Source organism: Sphingomonas alpina, assembly GCF_014490665.1.
Taxonomy (GTDB): domain Bacteria; phylum Pseudomonadota; class Alphaproteobacteria; order Sphingomonadales; family Sphingomonadaceae; genus Sphingomonas; species Sphingomonas alpina.
Window position 1 is genome coordinate 2,340,252 of sequence record NZ_CP061038.1, and the last position, 17,959, is coordinate 2,358,210.

At 63.2% G+C, this 17,959-nt stretch carries 23 protein-coding genes and 1 other RNA gene; 8 read left to right on the forward strand and 16 right to left on the reverse strand.

Features of this window, described 5'->3' with window-relative positions:
- Window positions 1–194: 194 nt before the first annotated feature.
- The 8 genes from H3Z74_RS10780 to H3Z74_RS10815 all read right to left on the reverse strand — a co-directional run bounded on the left by H3Z74_RS10780 (window position 195) and on the right by H3Z74_RS10815 (window position 6,423).
- Window positions 195–1,430 (reverse strand): NADH-quinone oxidoreductase subunit D, encoded by a 1,236-nt coding sequence (locus H3Z74_RS10780; protein ID WP_187763870.1) that lies wholly within the window; start codon window positions 1,428–1,430, stop codon window positions 195–197.
- On the reverse strand, window positions 1,423–2,316 hold the full coding sequence (locus H3Z74_RS10785) for an NADH-quinone oxidoreductase subunit C (RefSeq protein WP_187763872.1): 894 nt from the start codon (window positions 2,314–2,316) through the stop codon (window positions 1,423–1,425). The genes H3Z74_RS10780 and H3Z74_RS10785 overlap by 8 nt, the downstream gene beginning before the upstream one ends.
- A complete protein-coding gene (locus H3Z74_RS10790) occupies window positions 2,313–2,852 on the reverse strand; it encodes a NuoB/complex I 20 kDa subunit family protein (protein ID WP_187763874.1) in 540 nt (179 codons plus the stop codon). The genes H3Z74_RS10785 and H3Z74_RS10790 overlap by 4 nt, the downstream gene beginning before the upstream one ends.
- Entirely contained in the window at window positions 2,843–3,217 is a 375-nt protein-coding gene (locus tag H3Z74_RS10795; protein WP_187763875.1) for an NADH-quinone oxidoreductase subunit A, read from the reverse strand. The genes H3Z74_RS10790 and H3Z74_RS10795 overlap by 10 nt, the downstream gene beginning before the upstream one ends.
- Window positions 3,218–3,334: 117 nt before the next feature.
- Window positions 3,335–4,147, reverse strand: a complete 813-nt coding sequence (locus tag H3Z74_RS10800; RefSeq protein WP_187763876.1) for an inositol monophosphatase family protein — start codon at window positions 4,145–4,147, stop codon at window positions 3,335–3,337.
- Between the two features lie 106 nt (window positions 4,148–4,253).
- The gene (gene efp / locus H3Z74_RS10805) at window positions 4,254–4,817 is read right to left on the reverse strand and encodes an elongation factor P (protein ID WP_187763878.1); all 564 of its coding nucleotides are present in this window, start codon (window positions 4,815–4,817) and stop codon (window positions 4,254–4,256) included.
- A 38-nt stretch (window positions 4,818–4,855) separates the two neighbouring features.
- Window positions 4,856–5,467 (reverse strand): M23 family metallopeptidase, encoded by a 612-nt coding sequence (locus H3Z74_RS10810; protein WP_187763879.1) that lies wholly within the window; start codon window positions 5,465–5,467, stop codon window positions 4,856–4,858.
- A gap of 5 nt (window positions 5,468–5,472) precedes the next feature.
- A complete protein-coding gene (locus H3Z74_RS10815) occupies window positions 5,473–6,423 on the reverse strand; it encodes a L,D-transpeptidase family protein (protein ID WP_187763880.1) in 951 nt (316 codons plus the stop codon).
- 101 nt (window positions 6,424–6,524) lie between these two features.
- Here H3Z74_RS10815 and H3Z74_RS10820 point away from each other — a divergent pair, with 101 nt between their 5' ends.
- Entirely contained in the window at window positions 6,525–7,112 is a 588-nt protein-coding gene (locus tag H3Z74_RS10820; protein WP_187763881.1) for a DUF882 domain-containing protein, read from the forward strand.
- 4 nt (window positions 7,113–7,116) lie between these two features.
- Here H3Z74_RS10820 and H3Z74_RS10825 read toward each other — a convergent pair whose 3' ends face one another.
- Genes H3Z74_RS10825 through H3Z74_RS10845 form a run of 5 tightly spaced genes read right to left on the reverse strand, consistent with a single transcriptional unit; the run spans window position 7,117 to window position 10,292 of the window.
- On the reverse strand, window positions 7,117–7,605 hold the full coding sequence (locus H3Z74_RS10825; RefSeq protein WP_187763882.1) for a GFA family protein: 489 nt from the start codon (window positions 7,603–7,605) through the stop codon (window positions 7,117–7,119).
- The gene (gene thiE, locus H3Z74_RS10830) at window positions 7,602–8,282 is read right to left on the reverse strand and encodes a thiamine phosphate synthase (protein WP_187763883.1); all 681 of its coding nucleotides are present in this window, start codon (window positions 8,280–8,282) and stop codon (window positions 7,602–7,604) included. The genes H3Z74_RS10825 and thiE overlap by 4 nt, the downstream gene beginning before the upstream one ends.
- Window positions 8,279–8,953, reverse strand: coding sequence for an O-methyltransferase (locus H3Z74_RS10835; RefSeq protein ID WP_187763884.1), 675 nt, complete (start codon window positions 8,951–8,953; stop codon window positions 8,279–8,281). Before H3Z74_RS10835 ends, thiE begins: the two co-directional genes overlap by 4 nt.
- Window positions 8,950–9,387, reverse strand: a complete 438-nt coding sequence (locus tag H3Z74_RS10840) for a putative quinol monooxygenase (RefSeq protein WP_229727025.1) — start codon at window positions 9,385–9,387, stop codon at window positions 8,950–8,952. The genes H3Z74_RS10835 and H3Z74_RS10840 overlap by 4 nt, the downstream gene beginning before the upstream one ends.
- Window positions 9,384–10,292 (reverse strand): class I fructose-bisphosphate aldolase, encoded by a 909-nt coding sequence (locus tag H3Z74_RS10845; RefSeq protein WP_187763885.1) that lies wholly within the window; start codon window positions 10,290–10,292, stop codon window positions 9,384–9,386. The genes H3Z74_RS10840 and H3Z74_RS10845 overlap by 4 nt, the downstream gene beginning before the upstream one ends.
- 139 nt (window positions 10,293–10,431) lie before the next feature.
- Between H3Z74_RS10845 and H3Z74_RS10850 the strand changes: the two genes are divergently transcribed.
- Window positions 10,432–10,938, forward strand: coding sequence for a TlpA family protein disulfide reductase (locus H3Z74_RS10850; RefSeq protein WP_390901746.1), 507 nt, complete (start codon window positions 10,432–10,434; stop codon window positions 10,936–10,938).
- A gap of 597 nt (window positions 10,939–11,535) precedes the next feature.
- Here H3Z74_RS10850 and H3Z74_RS10855 read toward each other — a convergent pair.
- The 3 genes from H3Z74_RS10855 to tkt form a co-directional block, all read right to left on the reverse strand.
- A complete protein-coding gene (locus tag H3Z74_RS10855; protein ID WP_187763886.1) occupies window positions 11,536–12,735 on the reverse strand; it encodes a phosphoglycerate kinase in 1,200 nt (399 codons plus the stop codon).
- A gap of 86 nt (window positions 12,736–12,821) precedes the next feature.
- Window positions 12,822–13,832: a type I glyceraldehyde-3-phosphate dehydrogenase gene (gene gap / locus H3Z74_RS10860; protein ID WP_187763887.1), complete on the reverse strand. Its 1,011-nt coding sequence runs from the start codon at window positions 13,830–13,832 to the stop codon at window positions 12,822–12,824.
- Window positions 13,833–13,939: 107 nt separating this feature from the next.
- Window positions 13,940–15,901, reverse strand: coding sequence for a transketolase (gene tkt / locus H3Z74_RS10865; RefSeq protein ID WP_187763888.1), 1,962 nt, complete (start codon window positions 15,899–15,901; stop codon window positions 13,940–13,942).
- Window positions 15,902–16,071: 170 nt separating this feature from the next.
- On the opposite strand from tkt, the gene H3Z74_RS10870 reads away from it, so the two are divergent.
- From H3Z74_RS10870 to H3Z74_RS10890, 6 genes are all read left to right on the forward strand, one after another.
- Window positions 16,072–16,257 carry a hypothetical protein gene (locus H3Z74_RS10870; RefSeq protein ID WP_187763889.1) on the forward strand — a complete coding sequence of 62 codons (186 nt, stop codon included), beginning with the start codon at window positions 16,072–16,074 and terminating at the stop codon, window positions 16,255–16,257.
- On the forward strand, window positions 16,257–16,544 hold the full coding sequence (locus tag H3Z74_RS10875; protein WP_187763890.1) for a cell division protein ZapA: 288 nt from the start codon (window positions 16,257–16,259) through the stop codon (window positions 16,542–16,544). Before H3Z74_RS10870 ends, H3Z74_RS10875 begins: the two co-directional genes overlap by 1 nt.
- Window positions 16,545–16,571: 27 nt before the next feature.
- Window positions 16,572–16,728, forward strand: a non-coding RNA gene (gene ssrS, locus H3Z74_RS24920) — 6S RNA.
- Between the two features lie 22 nt (window positions 16,729–16,750).
- Complete coding sequence (locus H3Z74_RS10880; RefSeq protein WP_187763891.1) at window positions 16,751–17,293, forward strand: 5-formyltetrahydrofolate cyclo-ligase; 543 nt, start codon at window positions 16,751–16,753, stop codon at window positions 17,291–17,293.
- On the forward strand, window positions 17,278–17,541 hold the full coding sequence (locus tag H3Z74_RS10885) for a DUF2842 domain-containing protein (protein WP_412034836.1): 264 nt from the start codon (window positions 17,278–17,280) through the stop codon (window positions 17,539–17,541). The genes H3Z74_RS10880 and H3Z74_RS10885 overlap by 16 nt, the downstream gene beginning before the upstream one ends.
- Window positions 17,516–17,959, forward strand: coding sequence for a DoxX family protein (locus H3Z74_RS10890; RefSeq protein ID WP_187763893.1), 444 nt, complete (start codon window positions 17,516–17,518; stop codon window positions 17,957–17,959). The genes H3Z74_RS10885 and H3Z74_RS10890 overlap by 26 nt, the downstream gene beginning before the upstream one ends.

The window sequence follows — 17,959 nt, forward strand, 5'->3', positions numbered from 1 at the left end:
GGTCGGCTCGATTGCTCGGCGTGCGTAAAGGCCCTTGCCAAAAGTTGCGAGGCTGAAGACGCCTATGGCACCGACAACCCACATTCCCCAACGGGACATGACAATAACCTCAGAGACAACGAGCACACATAAAAGAGTGAATGACAGACAAGCCGTCAGCACCAACGCATTCCAATTATTCACGCTGCCGGCGATCACCGATCGCACTCCCCGAACACGATATCCATCGCGCCGAGAATGGCGGTGGTGTCGGCGAGCATGTGCCCCTTGGCCATGAAGTCCATCGCCTGGAGATGGCTGAACGCGGTCGGGCGGATCTTGCAGCGATACGGCTTGTTGCTGCCGTCGGCGACCAGATACACGCCGAACTCACCCTTGGGGCTTTCGGTCGCGACATAGACGTCACCCGCCGGTACATGGAAGCCTTCGGTATAGAGCTTGAAGTGGTGGATCAGCGCTTCCATAGAGCGCTTCATCTCGGCGCGCTTGGGCGGCACGACCTTGCGGTCGAGCGACGCGATCGGGCCGTCGGGCATCTCGTTCAGGCACTGCTTCATGATCCGTGCCGACTGACGCACTTCCTCGACGCGCACCATGAAACGGTCATAGCAATCGCCACGCGTGCCGACCGGCACGTCGAAGTTCATCTTGGCATAGACGTCATATGGCTGCGACTTGCGCAGATCCCAGGGAATGCCCGAACCACGGATCATCGGGCCGGAAAAGCCCCATTTCACCGCATCGTCACGGCTGACCGTGGCGATATCGACATTGCGCTGCTTGAAGATGCGGTTGTCTGCGACCAGGCTGATCGCATCCTCGAACAAACGCGGCAAGCGCGTGTCGAGCCAGTCGGCGATATCGGTCAGCAGCTTGAGCGGCGTATCCTGATGCACGCCGCCGGGCCGGAAATAGGCCGAATGCATGCGCGCGCCGGACACACGCTCGAAGAAGTTCATACAGTCTTCGCGAATCTCGAACAGCCACAGGTTAGGCGTCATCGCGCCGACGTCCATGACGTGCGAACCCAGGTTGAGCATATGGTTCGAGATGCGCGTCAGTTCAGCGAAGAAGACGCGAAGGTATTGCGCGCGGATCGGCACTTCGAGGTCGAGCAGCTTCTCGATCGCGAGCACGAAGCTGTGCTCCATGCAGAGGGGCGAGCAGTAATCGAGCCGGTCGAAATAGGGCAAGGCCTGGGTGTAGGTCTTGTACTCGATCAGCTTCTCGGTGCCGCGATGGAGCAGGCCGACATGCGGATCGACCCGCTCGACGATCTCGCCGTCAAGCTCCATCACCAGGCGCAGCACGCCGTGCGCGGCCGGATGCTGCGGGCCGAAATTGATCGTATAGTTCTGGATTTCCACGTCACCGGAGGTCGGATCAGCGGCATCCGTGCGGCGTTCGATCTCGTCGAGATAATCAGCCATTGTTCGTATCCGGCTTCTTGCGCGTACGCGGCTTGGAAGGCGCATCACCGGATGCGGCGGGCTTGGCGCGCGGCTTGCGCGGCGCCTTTACCAGATCGGGAGCGGCGGGCTTGGGCGTCGCATCAGGCTCGGCCTTGCCGGCGCCGGTCTGCGCAGGCGATTCCGTGGTCTTCGGCTTGGGCGGCGGTGCGGTGGCTTCGCTCTTCGCCGCATCGGCCTTGACGATCTCGTCCGCCTTCAGCGGCGTCGGCGCGCCCTTGGCTTCGGGCAGTGCAGCCTTTTCATCGCCCGGCAGGATGTACTCGGCGCCCTCCCATGGCGAGGTAAAGTCGAAGGTACGGAAATCCTGTGCGAGCTTCACCGGCTCGTACACGACGCGCTTCGCTTCCTCGGAGTAGCGTAGTTCGACGAACCCGGAGAGCGGGAAGTCCTTGCGCTGCGGATGGCCGCGAAAACCGTAATCGGTCAGGATGCGGCGCAGGTCGGGATTCCCCTCGAACAGCACGCCGTACATGTCGTACACTTCGCGCTCGAGCCAGCCCGCGACCGGCCAGATGCCCGTCACCGACGGCACCGGCTTTTCCTCGTCGGTCTGCACATGCACGCGGATGCGGTGATTGCGCGTCAGCGAGAGCAGACAATAGACCACCTCGAACCGATCTTCGCGATCCGGATAATCGACGCCGGCGATTTCCATCAGCTGCTGATATTCGAGGCCGGGCGTGTCGCGCAGCGCGACCATCGTCTCGACCAGCGAGACGCGATCGACATGGAGCGCGACTTCGCCGACCGCATCGAGCGACGACAGCAGAGCCGCCCCGAGTACTGCGCCAGCGGAGTCGATGATGCCGTCATTCGCGGCGTAAGCCGGTGCGGGCGCCCTCACCGTTCGATGGTTCCGGAACGGCGGATCTTCCGCTGCAGTTGCATGATGCCATAGAGCAAGGCCTCGGCAGTCGGCGGGCAACCCGGGACATAGATGTCCACCGGCACGATCCGGTCGCAACCGCGCACCACGCTATAGCTATAATGATAATAGCCGCCGCCATTGGCGCACGAGCCCATCGAGATGACGTATTTCGGCTCCGACATCTGATCATAGACCTTGCGCAGCGCCGGGGCCATCTTGTTGCACAGCGTGCCCGCCACGATCATCACGTCGGATTGGCGCGGGCTGGCGCGCGGCGCGGCGCCGAAACGCTCCAGATCGTAGCGCGGCATGTTCACATGGATCATCTCGACCGCGCAGCAGGCAAGCCCGAAGGTCATCCACCATAGCGACCCGGTACGCGCCCATTGGAACAGATCTTCGGTCGAGGTAACCAGGAATCCCTTGTCGTTGAGCTCGCCGTTGATGTCGTTGAGGAACGAGACATCGGGCAAGGTGCCGGCGGGCGGCGGCACAGTGAGTTCTACTCCCATTCCAGCGCTCCCTTCTTCCAGGCATAGACAAGGCCGAGCGCAAGCTCCGCGATGAAGATCATCATCGAGATCCACGCGGTCCACCCGAGGCTGAACACGCTCACCGCCCAGGGGTAGAGAAACGCGGCTTCGAGATCGAAGATGATGAACAGGATCGCGACGAGATAGAAGCGCACGTCGAACTGGCTGCGCGGATCCTCGAACGCGGGGAAGCCGCATTCATACTCGGTCAGCTTCTCGGCGGTCGGCTTGTGCGACCCGGTGAAGCGCGATGCGATCATCGGCAGGAACACGAACGCGCTGGACAGGACGATGGCTACGCCCAGGAACAGCAGGATCGGCAGATATTGCGACAGGTCGAACAAAGGGCATCTCGCATGTGCGAACAGATGCCGCGGCTTTAGGCCGATGGCCGTTACCGGGCAAGGCTTTGACGGGTGAGAATGACTCGCAAATAGCCGCGCAATCGGCGAGCCAAATGCCTAGCGCAACGCCCCGGCGAGCAGCTTGTGCAGCTTCGATTGCAGCACGTCGTTTGCCGCGAGATATTCGCTGCGCTCGACCATCTTCTCACCGCCGCGAAAGTCGGTGACGAAGCCGCCCGCTTCCTTGATCAGCAGCATGCCGGCCGCCGTGTCCCAATGCTGCAGGTTCGATTCCCAGAAGCCATCGAACCGCCCGGCCGCGACCCAGGCAAGATCGAGCGAGGCCGCGCCGAGGCGACGGATGCCGGCCACTTCGGGTGCGATCGCACCGAAGATGCGGCTCCATTCGGCGAAATTGCCATGGCCCAGGAACGGAATGCCGGTCGCGATCAGCGAGTCGGCCAGGTCACGCCGCGCAGATACGCGCAGCCGTTCGGACTGGACCCAGGCGCCCCGGCCCTTTTCGGCCCAGAAGGCTTCGTCGGTCAGCGGCTGATAGACCAGCGCCGAAGTGACCTCGCGCTTGCCGTTGGGCAGGGTTTCCTCAACTGCGATCGAGATCGCGAAATGCGGAATGCCATGCAGGAAGTTGGTCGTGCCATCGAGCGGATCGACGATGAAGCGAGGCTTGTTGGGGTCGCCGGCAACCTCGCCGCGTTCCTCCATCAGGAAACCCCAATCCGGGCGGCCGCGCGACAACTCTTCGAACAAGGTCTGCTCGGCGCGCTGATCGGCCATCGTCACGAAATCGGCCGGGCCCTTGCGGCTGACCTGGAGCTGCTGGACCTCGTTGAAGTCACGGCGCAGCCGCGGCCCCGCCTTGCGCGCGGCGCGATCCATGACAGTCATCAGGCCGGAATGGGAAACCATGTCATTCTCCTCCCCTCTCGCATGCGGGAGGGATCGGGTAAGTGTGTGTCACGCGAGCAACGATGGGGCAGCCCCCTCCTCGTTCCTCAGGCAGGCGGGCGTTAATTCAGTCGGCCCGTCTTACGTAGGTCTGCTCGTACACATCGACGACGATACGCGTGCCGGCACCGATATGCGGCGGGACCATCACACGTACGCCGTTTTCGAGGATCGCGGGCTTGTAGGACGACGATGCGGTCTGCCCCTTCACCACTGCGTCGGCCTCGACGATCAGCGCTTCGATCGTATCGGGCAGTTGTACCGAGATCGGGCGCTCTTCCCACAATTCCATCACGACATCCATGCCGTCCTGCAGGAACGCAGCGGCATCGCCGAGGATGTCAGCATCAAGCGTGATCTGCTCGTAATTATTCTTGTCCATGAAGGTCAGCGTGTCGCCTTCACGGAAAAGGAACTGGAAATCGACCGTGTCGAGGCGCACGCGCTCAACGCTCTCGGCAGAACGGAAGCGGACATTGTTCTTGCGGCCGTCGATCAGATTCTTCATCTCGACCTGCATATAGGCCCCGCCCTTGCCCGGCTGGGTATGCTGGATCTTGACGGTCTTCCAGATGCCGCCTTCGAATTCGAGGATATTGCCGGGACGAATCTCGACCGCGTTGATCTTCATGGGAAACCTGCAAGCTGGAAAGAGCGAAGGGGCGGCCTTTAGCGGGAGGAGGGCTTTCCGGCAAGGTATGGGTAGGGATCGACATCCTGCCCCTCGTACCAATGTTGTTCGGGCGTCGTGCGGGTCAGGCCGAAATGCAGGTGATAATTGCCTGCCCCTGCATTGCCGGTGTCGCCGACGAAGCCGAGCGGGTCGCCGGTCTTCACCACCTGTCCCTCATGCAGACCCGGCGCGTACCCTGAAAGATGGGCATAATAATAGGTCCAGTTGCGCTGCGGCGAACGCACATAGATCGTCGTGCCGCCCGCCGCGCTGCTCCAAAGTTTCTCTACTGTACCTGGCGCAGCGGCGATCACCGGCGTGTTGGCCGGCGCCATGATGTCGGTCCCATGATGCGCGCGCAGGCCATTGTCGCGCGGATCTCCCCAATTGTCGCGCAACTGCTCGCGCGGAACACTCGTGACGGGCATGGCGAGCGCCGCATGCCCCATATCCGTCGGTGCGGCGGGCGTGGCTTTCGCCACTGCGCGCGACACAGCTCCATGCGGCGCGACCCCGGCCGGCGCATCTGGTAAAAAGACCAGCAGTGCCACCCAAATGCCGATCAGCGCGGCAAGGGCAGCCAGCAGGCCATAGCCCAATTTGCGCAAGCCGCTCAGGGCTGGAACACCGCCGGCGTGCCCGGCTTGATCATCAGCGACAGCCGCGCCGCGTCCCAATTGGTCAGGCGAATACAGCCATGGCTTTCCGCCCGGCCGACCGTACTCGGCTCGGGCGTGCCGTGAATGCCGTAATGCGGCTTGGACAGATCGAGCCAGATCACCCCGACCGGACCATTCGGCCCCGGCGGCAGTCTTGCCGCCTTGTCACTGCTATCGGCATCCCAGAACAGCTTCGGATTATAATGGAAGGGTGGATTATAGGATGCGCCCTTGATCGTCCATTTGCCGATCGGCAGCGGATCGTTGCTGCTGCCCATCGTCGCCATGAACTGGCCGACCAGCTTGCCGTCCTTGTCGAGCACGCGCAGCACCTGATCGGATTTGTCGACCACCACTTTCACGCCCTGCGGCTGGTTGGCGTCGACATTCAGGTCGGAGAGCGTCTTGCGCCAGTCAGCCGGCAGTTTCGGGTCATAGTTACGCGATACCGGCAAAGCATTGGGCACCACCAATGCCGATCCCGGCGTGAGGCTGGCGGTCGGACCGTTAAGCTCTACCAGCACTTCTGGCGTGGTGTGGAACATCTCGCTCAACTTCTCCAGCGCCGAGCGATATCCCAACGCGGGCAGTTTGGCCTGTTCAGCCGGATCCTTTGGCATGGGATCGACAAATGGCCCCTCCAGCGTTTCCGGCTCAAGCGACAGATTCTTGGTCGGACGCAGTCCGCGGAACGGATGCAGCGCACGCATCGTCGCACGATCCAGCGCACCGGTCTTCTTCAGGTTGCGCGATTCCTGAAACCCTTTCAGGGCAGCGGCGAGCGACTTGCCTGCCCGGCCGTCAAGCACGCCCGGGGAAAAGCCGAGATGGTCGAGAATGACCTGGGCATGAAGAATCGAGCGATCGAGCGCTGGCTTCACCGCGGGTTTTGTTCCCTGCCCCATTGCGCCAACGGGACCAATGGAGACTATTGCCAGACAAGCTGCTGCGGTCGCGATTTTCCTCACCGTTTCAATCTCCTACATCTTGCTTCATGGAGACAACGATGATTGGGGGGCATGTTTCCGGCCTGGAGCATCCCGTTACACCTGTCCTGTCACGCCGCGCACTGATTCGCGGGGCGGTTGCCGGTGGCGCCACGCTGATGATGCCGTTCCCGGCGTTCGCCGCGAGCGACGAATGGCGACTCGCGCTTCGCAATGTCCATACCAATGAAAGCGTCGATGCCGTTTTCGTCCGGTCCGGGCGCCTGGTGCCGGAAGGCTTGGCCGAACTGAATCATGGCCTGCGCGACTGGCGCACCGGCGAGATGTTTCACATGGACCCACAATTATTGTCGCTGCTGGTGCAGTTGCGCGAGAAGCTCGACGTCTCGGGATCGCGCAAGATCGACCTGATCTCCGGCTATCGCTCACCCAAGACCAATGCAGCGCTTCGCGCGAGGGGCGGCGAACATACCGGCGTAGCGAACCAGAGCCAGCATATGCTCGGCAAGGCGAGCGACATCATGATTCCGGGCGTGTCGCTTGAGCGACTGCGCGGCGCGGCAATGGCGCTGGGCGGCGGCGGTGTCGGCTATTATCCACGCGACGGCTTCGTCCATGTCGATACCGGACGCGTGCGCCACTGGTAAGCGCCTAGTGCGGCGACTCGACCAAAGTCGCCATCAGCCGAGCGGTTCGCAGCTCGCCCAGATCGACGCCAGTGCCATCTTCCGGAAGCGTTGAGAATTGCGCCACCCCCACCGGGATCGTGACCCAGGGATATTTCGACCGGATGAAGTAATGCGCATCAGGTGTGAGGAGCTCGCCCTGATCAAGCGTCCCGGCGCGAACGAAGCGTGCCTTGTCCCCGAACATCGGATGATCGGCATACAACAGCGTATCGCATACGCCACAACGCCAAGCCCGCGTATCGCCCGCCCCTTCGCGCTCCAGGCTTCGCACGAGCGGTTCGCCCTGGAGTATCTCGATCCGATCGGTTTCCGTCATGGCGTTGATCGCGAAAGCCGACCCGGTGATGCGCTGGCAGTCGCGGCAATGGCAGCAATTGGTCATGATCGGGTCGCCGTGCATGCGGTAGCGCGTCGCGCCGCACTCACAGCCGCCGTTGAACGTCCCGCTCATCCCAGCACGGCCCCGAACGCCTTGACTGCCGCCGCTTCGTCCCCACCCCAGACGGCGTGCGATACGGCAAGGAAATCCGCGCCGGCGGCAATCAACGGCGCGGCATTGGCGGGGGTGATCCCGCCGATCGCGACGCACGGCACTTCGAATACGGTCGCCCACCAGCTCAGAATTACTGGATCTGGCACATGGCTGACAGCCTTGGTCGTGGTCGGGTAGAAAGCGCCGAACGCGACATAATCGGCACCGGCCTCACCCGCTTCCATCGCCAGGTGGCGGCTGTCATGGCAGGTCACGCCGATCTGCGCATTGGGGCCTAGCACCGAACGCGCTTCACGCGGGTCGCCATCCTCCTGACCGAGATGCACGCCGTCCGCTTCCAGCCTTTTGGCAAGTGAGATGCTGTCATTGACGATGAACGCCACATCATGCGCGGCGCAGATCGCGCGCAGCGGCTCGCCGAGCCGTGTTGCCTCGTGCTGGTCCACATCCTTCACGCGGAACTGGAATGCCGCCACCGGCCCGGCCTCAAGCGCGCGCGCCAGGCGATCAGGGAAAGTGCCGCCGACATCGAGCGGCGAGATCAGATAGAGCTGGCATGGAGGGCGCCGGATATCGCGCGTGAAGCGTGCGGCGAAATTCGGGTCGAGCGGGCCGAGAGGGTCTATGTCAGTCATGCCGGCGCCCCTAGCACGGCGATCAGAAAACCGTCCCATTTCTTCGTGCCGACCGTCTGAACTGCCGTGGCGCTCAGCCGCGGCTCGGCGGCGACAGCCTCGAACAGGGCACGCGTTCCCTGAATCCGCGGATCGTCACTAGCGGCCTCAAGCACCCCGCCCTCGCGTACGACATTGTCGACGATGATCGTTGCGCCCGGCCGCGACAGCGCGATCGCGGCGCGGAGATAAGCGACGTTGCCGGGCTTGTCGGCGTCGATGAAGACGAAGTCGAACGGCCCTTCATCCGCTGCGGTCATTGCATTGAGCGTGTCCTCTGCCGCGCCGACGCGGATATCGACCTTGTCCGCCAGCCCGGCTCCGGCAATGTTGGCCCGCGCCACCTCGGCATGATGCGGATCGAGCTCCAGCGTCACGAGCCGGCCATCCTCGGGCAGTGCGCGCGCCAGCCAGATGGTGGAATACCCCCCGAGCGTACCGACCTCGAGAATGCGGCGCGCGCCGGCGATGCGTGCCAGCAGATGGAGCAGCTTCCCTTGCGTCGCCGACACGTCGATCGGCGGCAACCCGCCGGCTTCATTGGCATCCAATGCAGCGTCCAGCGCGTCGTCGGGACCGAGCAGGTAAGCCGCGATATACTCATCGACACGGGTCCAGGCGAGATCGCTCATTCTTGCGCGACGGGCACGCCGCCGATCGGCCGCGTCTCCGCAATGCTGTCGAAACCGGCGATCAAAGGCTGTGCCTTGGAAATCGCCTCCCGCACCGCCGGCAGGGACAAGGACGCGCCATGCGCCGCCTTGCTCTCCCACGCCTCGGTCACCCAGAGTGCATCGGGATTGGCAAGATCCTCGGCCACCACATAGCTCAGGCAACCGGGCATCATGTCGGTGCCGGCGCTCAGCAGCACGGCGAGTGCAGCGCGCTGACCGGGCTTGGCCAATATCCGGGCGATCATACCATAGGGTTCGCCTTTTGCGGTTTCTTCCATGGCCCCCTCCAAAGCGCCCCCAAATGCTATCGCCGGCGACGACGCGCCGACCGCAGCGATCGCCATGGCGGCGCCCAGCAAGGTGCGCCGCCTGACGATCATGTCGTCACTCACTCTTCGCCCTTGTAGATGCGCACCAGCTTTTCGAGCATCGCCAGCGCTTCGCCACGCTCGCGCTGGAAGGTGTTGCGGCCAATGATCGAGCCATTGCCGCCGCCGTCGCGAATGTCGCGCGCGTCCTGATAGACCGCATCGGCACCCTTGGCGGCGCCACCCGAGAAGACCACGATGCGGCGGCCGGCAAAGCTCGACTGCACGACATGGCGCACCCGGTCCGACTGTTTCGACCAGTCGGTGCCCTCATACATCGGCTTGGCTTCCTTCTGCTCGATATGGTCGCTCGGCAGCTTCACCTTGATGATGTGTGCGCCGAGCAACGCCGCCATATGCGCGGCATAGGCGCCGACATCGAGCGCGAGCTCGCCCGACTTGGGCAGCGCGCCGCCGCGTGGATAGGACCAGATGACGGTGGCGATGCCTACCGACTTGGCCTCGGCGGAGAGTTCGCGGATCTGGCCGATCATGTCGAACAGATCGTCCGAGCCGGGATATATGGTGAAGCCGATCGCGGAGCAGCCAAGCCGCACCGCATCCTCGACGCCGGCGGTCACCGCCTGGTTGGCGCCGGTCGCCCAGCTATTCGAGCTGTTGACCTTCAGGATGGTCGGGATCTGGCCGGCGAAGGTCGCAGCGCCCGCCTCGAGCATGCCGAGCGGCGCGGCATAGGCCGACAGGCCGGCATCGATCGCGAGCTGATAATGGTAGTGCGGATCATAGGCAGCGGGATTGACCGAGAAGCTGCGCGCCGGGCCATGTTCGAAACCCTGGTCGACCGGCAGGATGATCAGCTTGCCCGTGCCGCCGAGCTTGCCCTGCATCAGGATGCGCGCGAGGTTCGCCTTAACGCCGGGATTGTCCGATTCATATTTGTCGAGAATAGCCTTCACGATCGGCGTCATCATAATCCCCTATACGATACGAATGTGCTGGCGCGGCTGTTAGCGGGGCAAGCGCTGCGGGGCAATGTGCGGTGAGCCGAGCGGTGCTTGACGCGTCACGGAACACAACACATTCTTTTCGGTGACAGGGGATGGTCACATGACGAAGCGCGTGCGGGGGTTGTTCAAAGCGTTGGGACTTGGGGTAATGGCGCTCGCTCTGGTCGGCGCAAAAATTCCCAAGGTCGGCGACATGGCCCCGCCATTCGAAATCACCTTGGTCGATGGGTCGAAGGTCACGCTGGATCAATTGCGCGGCAACGTCGTCGTGCTGAATTTCTGGGCCACCTGGTGCGCGCCTTGCCGGGAAGAGCTGCCACTGCTCGATCGCTATTATGAATTGCAGCAGAAGAATGGACTGAAGGTTTTTGCGGTAACGACCGAGGGATCCCTGCCAATCTATCAGCTGAAGAAGGTCTTCGCGATGATGAAGATGCCGGCGGTGCGGAAAATCTCCGGCCCCTATGGCCAGATCAAGGCGGTGCCGACCAACTATATCATCGATCGCAGTGGCCGTATTCGCTATGCCAAGGCGGCCTCTTTCGACCTGGAAGATCTGAACGCCAACCTGGTGCCGTTGCTCAACGAGCCTGTTCCGGCGTCCTAGGACGGATCGAGTTTCAACCAAGCAAGGCGAACCGCGAGTCGCACCCAGTTGGAAAGGGCTGTGCTGGCTGTTCCTGGCTGTTATTCCGGGATAAGTTTTTTTGCTGGCCATTACGCTGAGATTGCAAGCTTGATGCCATCCTTTTTCAAAGGCTTAAGCTGAATCCGGCGGTTGTCGATAACAGCCAGCGAACAGCCAGTTATCAGCCAGATATCAGCGAACGATGCTGGCTGTTATGGCCGGAACAGCCAGCGCAGAGATGTTCGAGATTTTCCTGTCATGTCAAAGAGCGGGCGGAAGGCCTGAACAGCGCTCCATCGGGATTCACCCTGCCATGACGCGCACCACTATTGAATCAAGGACAGTCGAGAGCGACGCTTGCCGCCGACTGTCGATCCGTCGACCTAAGGCAGCAGATGCATGAAAAACCGGTAGAGGTAGGCGCCCTCCCCCGCTCTCGTCAGTCATGCGGCTGAGATGCGCGAGCCGGTCATGGAACGTTGCCGGCAGAGCCGACCGCGCCCGCGGGTTTTCACGAGCCCCGACGCAACGGCCAATCACGGGCAATTTATGCTGCGATGCAGCAAGTTCCCGGTATCAGCGCGTCAGGGCCGCGACGCCAGGCAGTTCCTTGCCTTCCATCCACTCCAGAAACGCACCGCCCGCGGTCGAGACGAAGGTGAAGTCATCGCCGACACCGGCCTGGTTGAGCGCCGCGACCGTGTCGCCGCCACCGGCCACCGAGACCAGGGATCCATCACGCGTCAGGGCCGCTGCCGTCTTGGCCAGTGCCACCGTCGCCATGTCGAACGGCGGCGTCTCGAACGCGCCCATCGGTCCGTTCCACACCAGGGTGCGGCAATTCTTCAGCACATCGGCCAGTGCCTCGACCGCTGCAGGGCCGACATCGAGGATCATCTCGTCCGGTGCGACCTCATGCACATTGACGGTGCGGACCGGCGGATTGGCGCGGAATTCCTTCGCCACCACCACGTCATAGGGCAGATGGATCGTGCAGTTCGCCCGCTCCGCCGCGTCGAAAATCTCTTCCGCGGTACCGGTCAGATCATGCTCACACAGCGACTTGCCGACATCGACGCCGCGTGCCGCCAGGAAGGTGTTGGCCATGCCGCCGCCGATGATCAGGTGATCGACACGCGCAACGAGGTGCTTGAGAACGTCGAGCTTGGTCGACACCTTGGCGCCCCCGACCACCGCGGCGACCGGGTGCTCGGGATTTCCCAATGCCTTGTCGAGCGCATCGAGTTCGACCTCCATTGCGCGGCCGGCAAAGGCCGGCAGGACATGCGCCAGGCCCTCGGTCGAGGCATGAGCGCGGTGCGCGGCGGAAAAAGCGTCGTTGACGTAGAAATCGCCGAGCTTCGCCATATCGGCGACCAGCGCCGGATCGTTCTTCTCTTCGCCGGCATGGAAGCGCGTATTCTCGAGGATCGCAACATCACCGGGTTGCAACGTGGCCACCGCCGCCACGGCTTCCGCGCCGGCACAATCGCCGATGAAGCGCACCGGGCGCCCAAGCACCGCTTCATAGGGCCGGGTCAGCATCGCCAGCGACAGATCCGGATTGCGCTGCCCCTTGGGACGCCCGAAATGCGCGAGGATCAAGACGATCGCGCCCTTGTCGGCCAGTTCGCCTACCGTCGGCAAGGTCGCGCGCAACCGCGTGTCGTCGGTCACCGCACCGTCCGCCATCGGCACGTTCAGATCCTCGCGGACAAGCACGCGCTTGCCGGCGACATCACCCATATCATCGAGTGTTTTGAACGGCCTGGCCATACTTCTCAATTCCCGATCACATCAATGACGCGTGGCGCGCCCTATACCGCACCGCCGCCCCGGCAACCGGGGCGACGGCATGGTCATCAGATGAACTTGGCCATCGCGCCGGCCGTGTCGACCATGCGGTTGGAAAAGCCCCATTCATTGTCGTACCAGCTGACCACACGGACCAGCTTGCCGTCCAGCACCGCGGTTTCCAGGCTGTCGACGGTCGAGGATGCGGGCGTGTGCATCAGGTCGATCGAGACCAGAGGCTCATCGGTGTAATCGAGAATGCCTTTAAGCGGGCCGCTTTCCGACGCCGCCTTGAGGATCGCATTGACTTCATCCTTGGTCGTGTCGCGCGACGGGGTGAAGGTCAGGTCGATCAGCGAGACGTCCGGGGTCGGCACGCGGATCGCCGAGCCGTCGAGCTTGCCCTTCAGTTCCGGCAGGACTTCACCGACCGCGCGGGCAGCGCCAGTGGTGGTCGGGATCATCGACATGCCAGCCGCGCGTGCGCGGCGCAGATCGGGGTGGATCTGATCGAGGATCTTCTGGTCGTTGGTATAGGCATGGACGGTGGTCATCAGGCCGCGCTCGATGCCGATCGCATCGTTCAGCACCTTGGCAACCGGCGCCAGGCAGTTGGTCGTGCACGAAGCGTTCGAGACGATGTCATGGCCCGCCTCGAGCTTGTCGTGGTTGACGCCGTACACGACGGTCAGGTCGACACCCTTGGCCGGGGCCGAGATCAGCACCTTCTTGGCGCCGGCATCGAGATGCTTCTGCGCGCTTTCGCGGTCGGTGAAGAAGCCGGTGCATTCCAGCACGATGTCGACGCCCAGTTCCTTGTGCGGCAAGTTCGCCGGATCACGCTCTGCGGTAACGCGGATGCGCTTGCCGTCGACCACCAAATCCTGGCCCTCGGCGGAGACCTTGCCGGGATATTTGCCGTGCACCGAATCGCGGCTGAACAGCCATGCGTTCGACTTGGCGTCGGCAAGATCGTTGATCGCGACGAGTTCGAGGCCGGTATCGCCCCGCTCCAGCACCGCGCGTGCGACAAGCCGGCCAATGCGTCCGAACCCGTTGATCGCAACCTTGATCGTCATAGTCTTCCTCCTGATCTCCTCAACCCGTTCGGGCTGAGCCTGTCGAAGCCCAAGCGCGCACCCTTCGACAAGCTCAGGGCGAACGGCTGGGCGTTAATTCCGGGGCATTAATCCAATGCAGCAATAATCTGTGGCGTGATCGCATCCGCGGTCAGGCCGAAATGCTCATATAGTGGCTCGATCGGCGCAGAGGCACCGAAGCCGTCGATGCCGAAGCGCAGGCCGGCATCGCCAGTGTAGCGCTCCCACCCCCAAGTCACTCCGGCCTCGATCGACACGCGCAGCGCGCCGTCGGGCAGCACATCGGCGCGGTAATCCTCGCTCTGTGCATCGAAGCGCGAGGTGCAGGGCATCGAGACCACATCGGCGCCGATGCCATGTTCTTCCAGCCGGTCGGCGACCGATATCGCGATATGCACTTCGGATCCCGTCGCGATCAGCACAACCCGGCGCGCCGCATTGGCCTCGCGCAGACGATAGCCGCCTTTTGCGCTCAGCATTTCGCCACCGGTGCGCAGTTGTTGCAGATTCTGCCGCGAAAGCGCGAGCAGACCGGGGCCGGTCTTCTTCTCGAGCGCCAGCGCCCAGCATTCCGCCGTCTCGACCGCATCGCACGGGCGATAGACGTCGAGATTGGGGATCATGCGGAGCGACATGAGATGCTCGATCGGCTGGTGCGTCGGACCATCCTCGCCCAGCCCGATCGAATCATGCGTCATGACGTAGATCACGCGCGCATGCTGCAATGCCGAGAGGCGGATCGCAGGACGGGCATAGTCGCTGAACACCAGGAAGGTGCCACCATAGGGAATGACGCCGCCATGCAGCGCCATGCCGTTCATCGCCGCGCTCATGCCGAATTCGCGGATGCCGTAATAGACATAGCGCCCGGCATAATCGGCACGCGTCAGCGGTTGCTGCCCCTTGGCCTTGGTATTGTTGGAGCCGGTCAGATCAGCCGATCCGCCGAGCATCTCGGGTACCAATGGCGTCAGGACGTCGAGCGCGAGCTCGGACGATTTGCGCGACGCGACATTCTGCGGCGTGCTCGTCCAGCCGGCAAAGGCCTTGGCGACGACATTGCCGGCCGGCAAGTCGCCGGCCATGCGGCGTTCGAATTCTACACGATCCGAATGATTTGCCAGTCGCTCCTGCCAATCCCTGCGAACACTAGCACCGCGTGCGCCCGCGGCAAGCCAGGTATCGCGGATATCAGCGGGAATCTCGAACGGCGCCGAGGGCCAGCCGAGCGCCTCGCGCGCTGCGGCGACTTCCGCCGCGCCCAGCGCCGCGCCGTGGGTCGCCGACGTGCCCTGCTTGTTCGGCGCGCCCTTGCCGATGATCGTGTGGCACTGGATCAGCGAGGGCCGCGGATCGGCCAGCGCCTCGTCCATCGCCCGCGCGATATCGGCGGTGTCATGGCCGTCGCACGACACGACATGCCAGCCGCTGGCGCGATAGCGCGCCGGAATATCCTCGCTGGTCGACAGGCTGGTCGCGCCATCGATGGTGATCTTGTTGTCGTCCCACAGCACATTGAGACGGCCGAGGCCGAGATGCCCGGCAAGGCCGACCGCCTCGTGGTTGATACCTTCCATCAGGCAACCATCGCCTGAAATCACCCAGGTATTATGATCGACCAGGCTGTCATCGAACACCGCGTTCAGATGCCGCTCGGCGACCGCCATGCCGACCGCCATGGCAAAGCCCTGTCCCAGTGGCCCGGTCGTCGCCTCGACGCCGGCAAGTTCAAAATTCTCCGGGTGGCCGGCGCAGGGGCTGCCGAGTTTCCGGAAACGACGAATGTCATCCATCGTCGGACGCGCATAGCCGGTCAGGTTGAGCAGCGCGTAGATCAACATCGACCCGTGCCCGGCCGACAGCACGAAACGATCGCGATCGGGCCAGGCCGGATCGGCGGGATCGAATTTCAGGTAGCGGGTGAACAGCACGGTCGCGACATCGGCCATGCCCATCGGCATGCCGGGATGCCCGGAATTGGCGGCCTCGACGGCGTCCATCGCAAGCGCGCGGATGGCATTAGCGAGATCGGTATCGGATGCGGACATCGGTTTCCTCGGGTTACCGGGCCCCAAAAGCTCCTGGCGCAAAAAGTCTTGGTTGGGGGCAGCCGGCGAGTCGATAATGTGCGCGGTCTTTGCGGTGGCCCGAACGCTGCGTCAACCGGTGCGGTCCAAATCGATCTTGTCGCAGCGCGAAGCCGTGCTATCGCAACAACATGGCCGATGCCCCTTCTTCCGCCACCGACCGTATCGAGGTCGCCATTGCCCGGATCGAAGCCGCCATGGCTGCCCGGGCCCGGGCAACCGAGGTCCTTGCCATCCGTCATGAAGCGCTGCGCAGCCGCATGATCGAAGCGATTGCGGCACTCGACGACATCATCGCGCAGGAGGATGAGGACTGATGGCCGACGTCACGCTGACCATCGGCGACCGCCGTCACACCGTTGCCTGTCGGGATGGGGAAGAGGACCAGCTGCTTCGCATTTCCAGCATGCTTGATGCGCAATGGGCAGCCGCGTCGCGTGCCGCAGGTGGCCTCAATGCCGAACGTACGATGCTGTTCATTGCGTTGATGCTCGCCGATTCGCTCGACGAGGCCCAGAACCGCCCGCCCGAAGGCGTCAGCAGCGCGCTGCTCGACCGACTCGCCGACCGGTTGGAAAGCCTGGCCGAAGCACTTGAGAATTAACCTCTCAATCCCTATAACAATAAGTGGCGGGCACTGCCCGGTACGAGCCTTACCGATTATCCCTGAGGCGATTATTCTTCCTAGGGGGTTGTCCCTGCGCAGGTCTTGGCCTGTCGTACATGATCCCCACCTGATGCTACTGGCGTCAGAGGATATTCAGGCAAACGGCCACGGTGGTCCCGCCACAATCACCGCATTTTGATATGATGCCCGACAAGCAAGCCGTGCGCACCGCGACGCGCGCCGCGCGCGACGCCTTTGTCGCGGCCACATGCCCCGTGATGACCCCGCCCCCCGCCTATCTGGAGCGGCTGTCGCACGGCATGACCGTGGCGTCCTATGTGCCGATGGGCAGCGAAGCCGATCCAAGCCCGCTCGCGCGCGCTGCGGTCGAAGCCGGATGCATCATCGCCCTGCCCCATATCGTCAACCGCGCGACGCCGATGCGCTTCCTCAGCTGGGATACCGAAGCGGCGCTGATCGCAGGACCCTTCGGTCTGCACCAGCCGGCCGAACATGCCGCCGAGCTCAGCCCGGACATCATTCTTGCCCCGCTGGTCGCATTCGACCGCTCGCTCAACCGGCTCGGCCAGGGCGCCGGCTATTATGACCGCGCGTTCCTGCGCTTTCCCGACAGCTGGCGTATCGGCATCGCCTGGTCGATACAGCAGGCCGAATCGCTACCCGTCGAGTCGTGGGACGTACCGCTCCACGCCATCGCCACCGAAAGAGAATGGATCACCCGATGACGCCCAGTTGGCGCAAGCCGGTCGGCATGCTGGCAATTCTCGCGATGATCACGATCTGGGTCATACTGGTGGCGACGGCATCCGACTGGGTGGGCACGTGGCATTGGCTGCTGCAGCTTGTCTTTTACGTCGTCACCGGCATCATCTGGCTGTGGATTCTGCCGATGCGGCGCATGCTGCTCTGGATGGAAACGGGACGCTGGCGCCAGGTGGAGACGGGCAATGCGACGCGAGTGGGTAAAAGCTGACTTTCTCGCACGCGGGAGCGATGCCGCATTGCTCCTCGCGCGTGTCGTGATCGGCGCGTTCCTTGTCTGGGGCACCTGGGACAATGTCGTCAGCACCGAACGGATGAACGAGTTCGCTGCGTTTCTGCGCCACAATCGCTTCGCGGCACCGGAGATCATGGCCCCGCTCTCGGTCTGGGCGCAGTTCCTGACCGGCATCGCGCTGATTCTCGGGCTGGCGACGCGCTGGGCCGGCCTGATCTGTACCGTCAATTTCATCGTTGCGCTGGTGATGGTCGACGCCGTGCTGGGGATCCGCGGTGCGTTTCCGTCGGTCGCGCTGATCCTGTTCGGGCTGGTCTTCGCGACGATCGGCGCCGGCGGTTTTTCGATCGATCGCTTGATCGGTCGAGATCGCGTTCAGGGCCATTCCATCTGA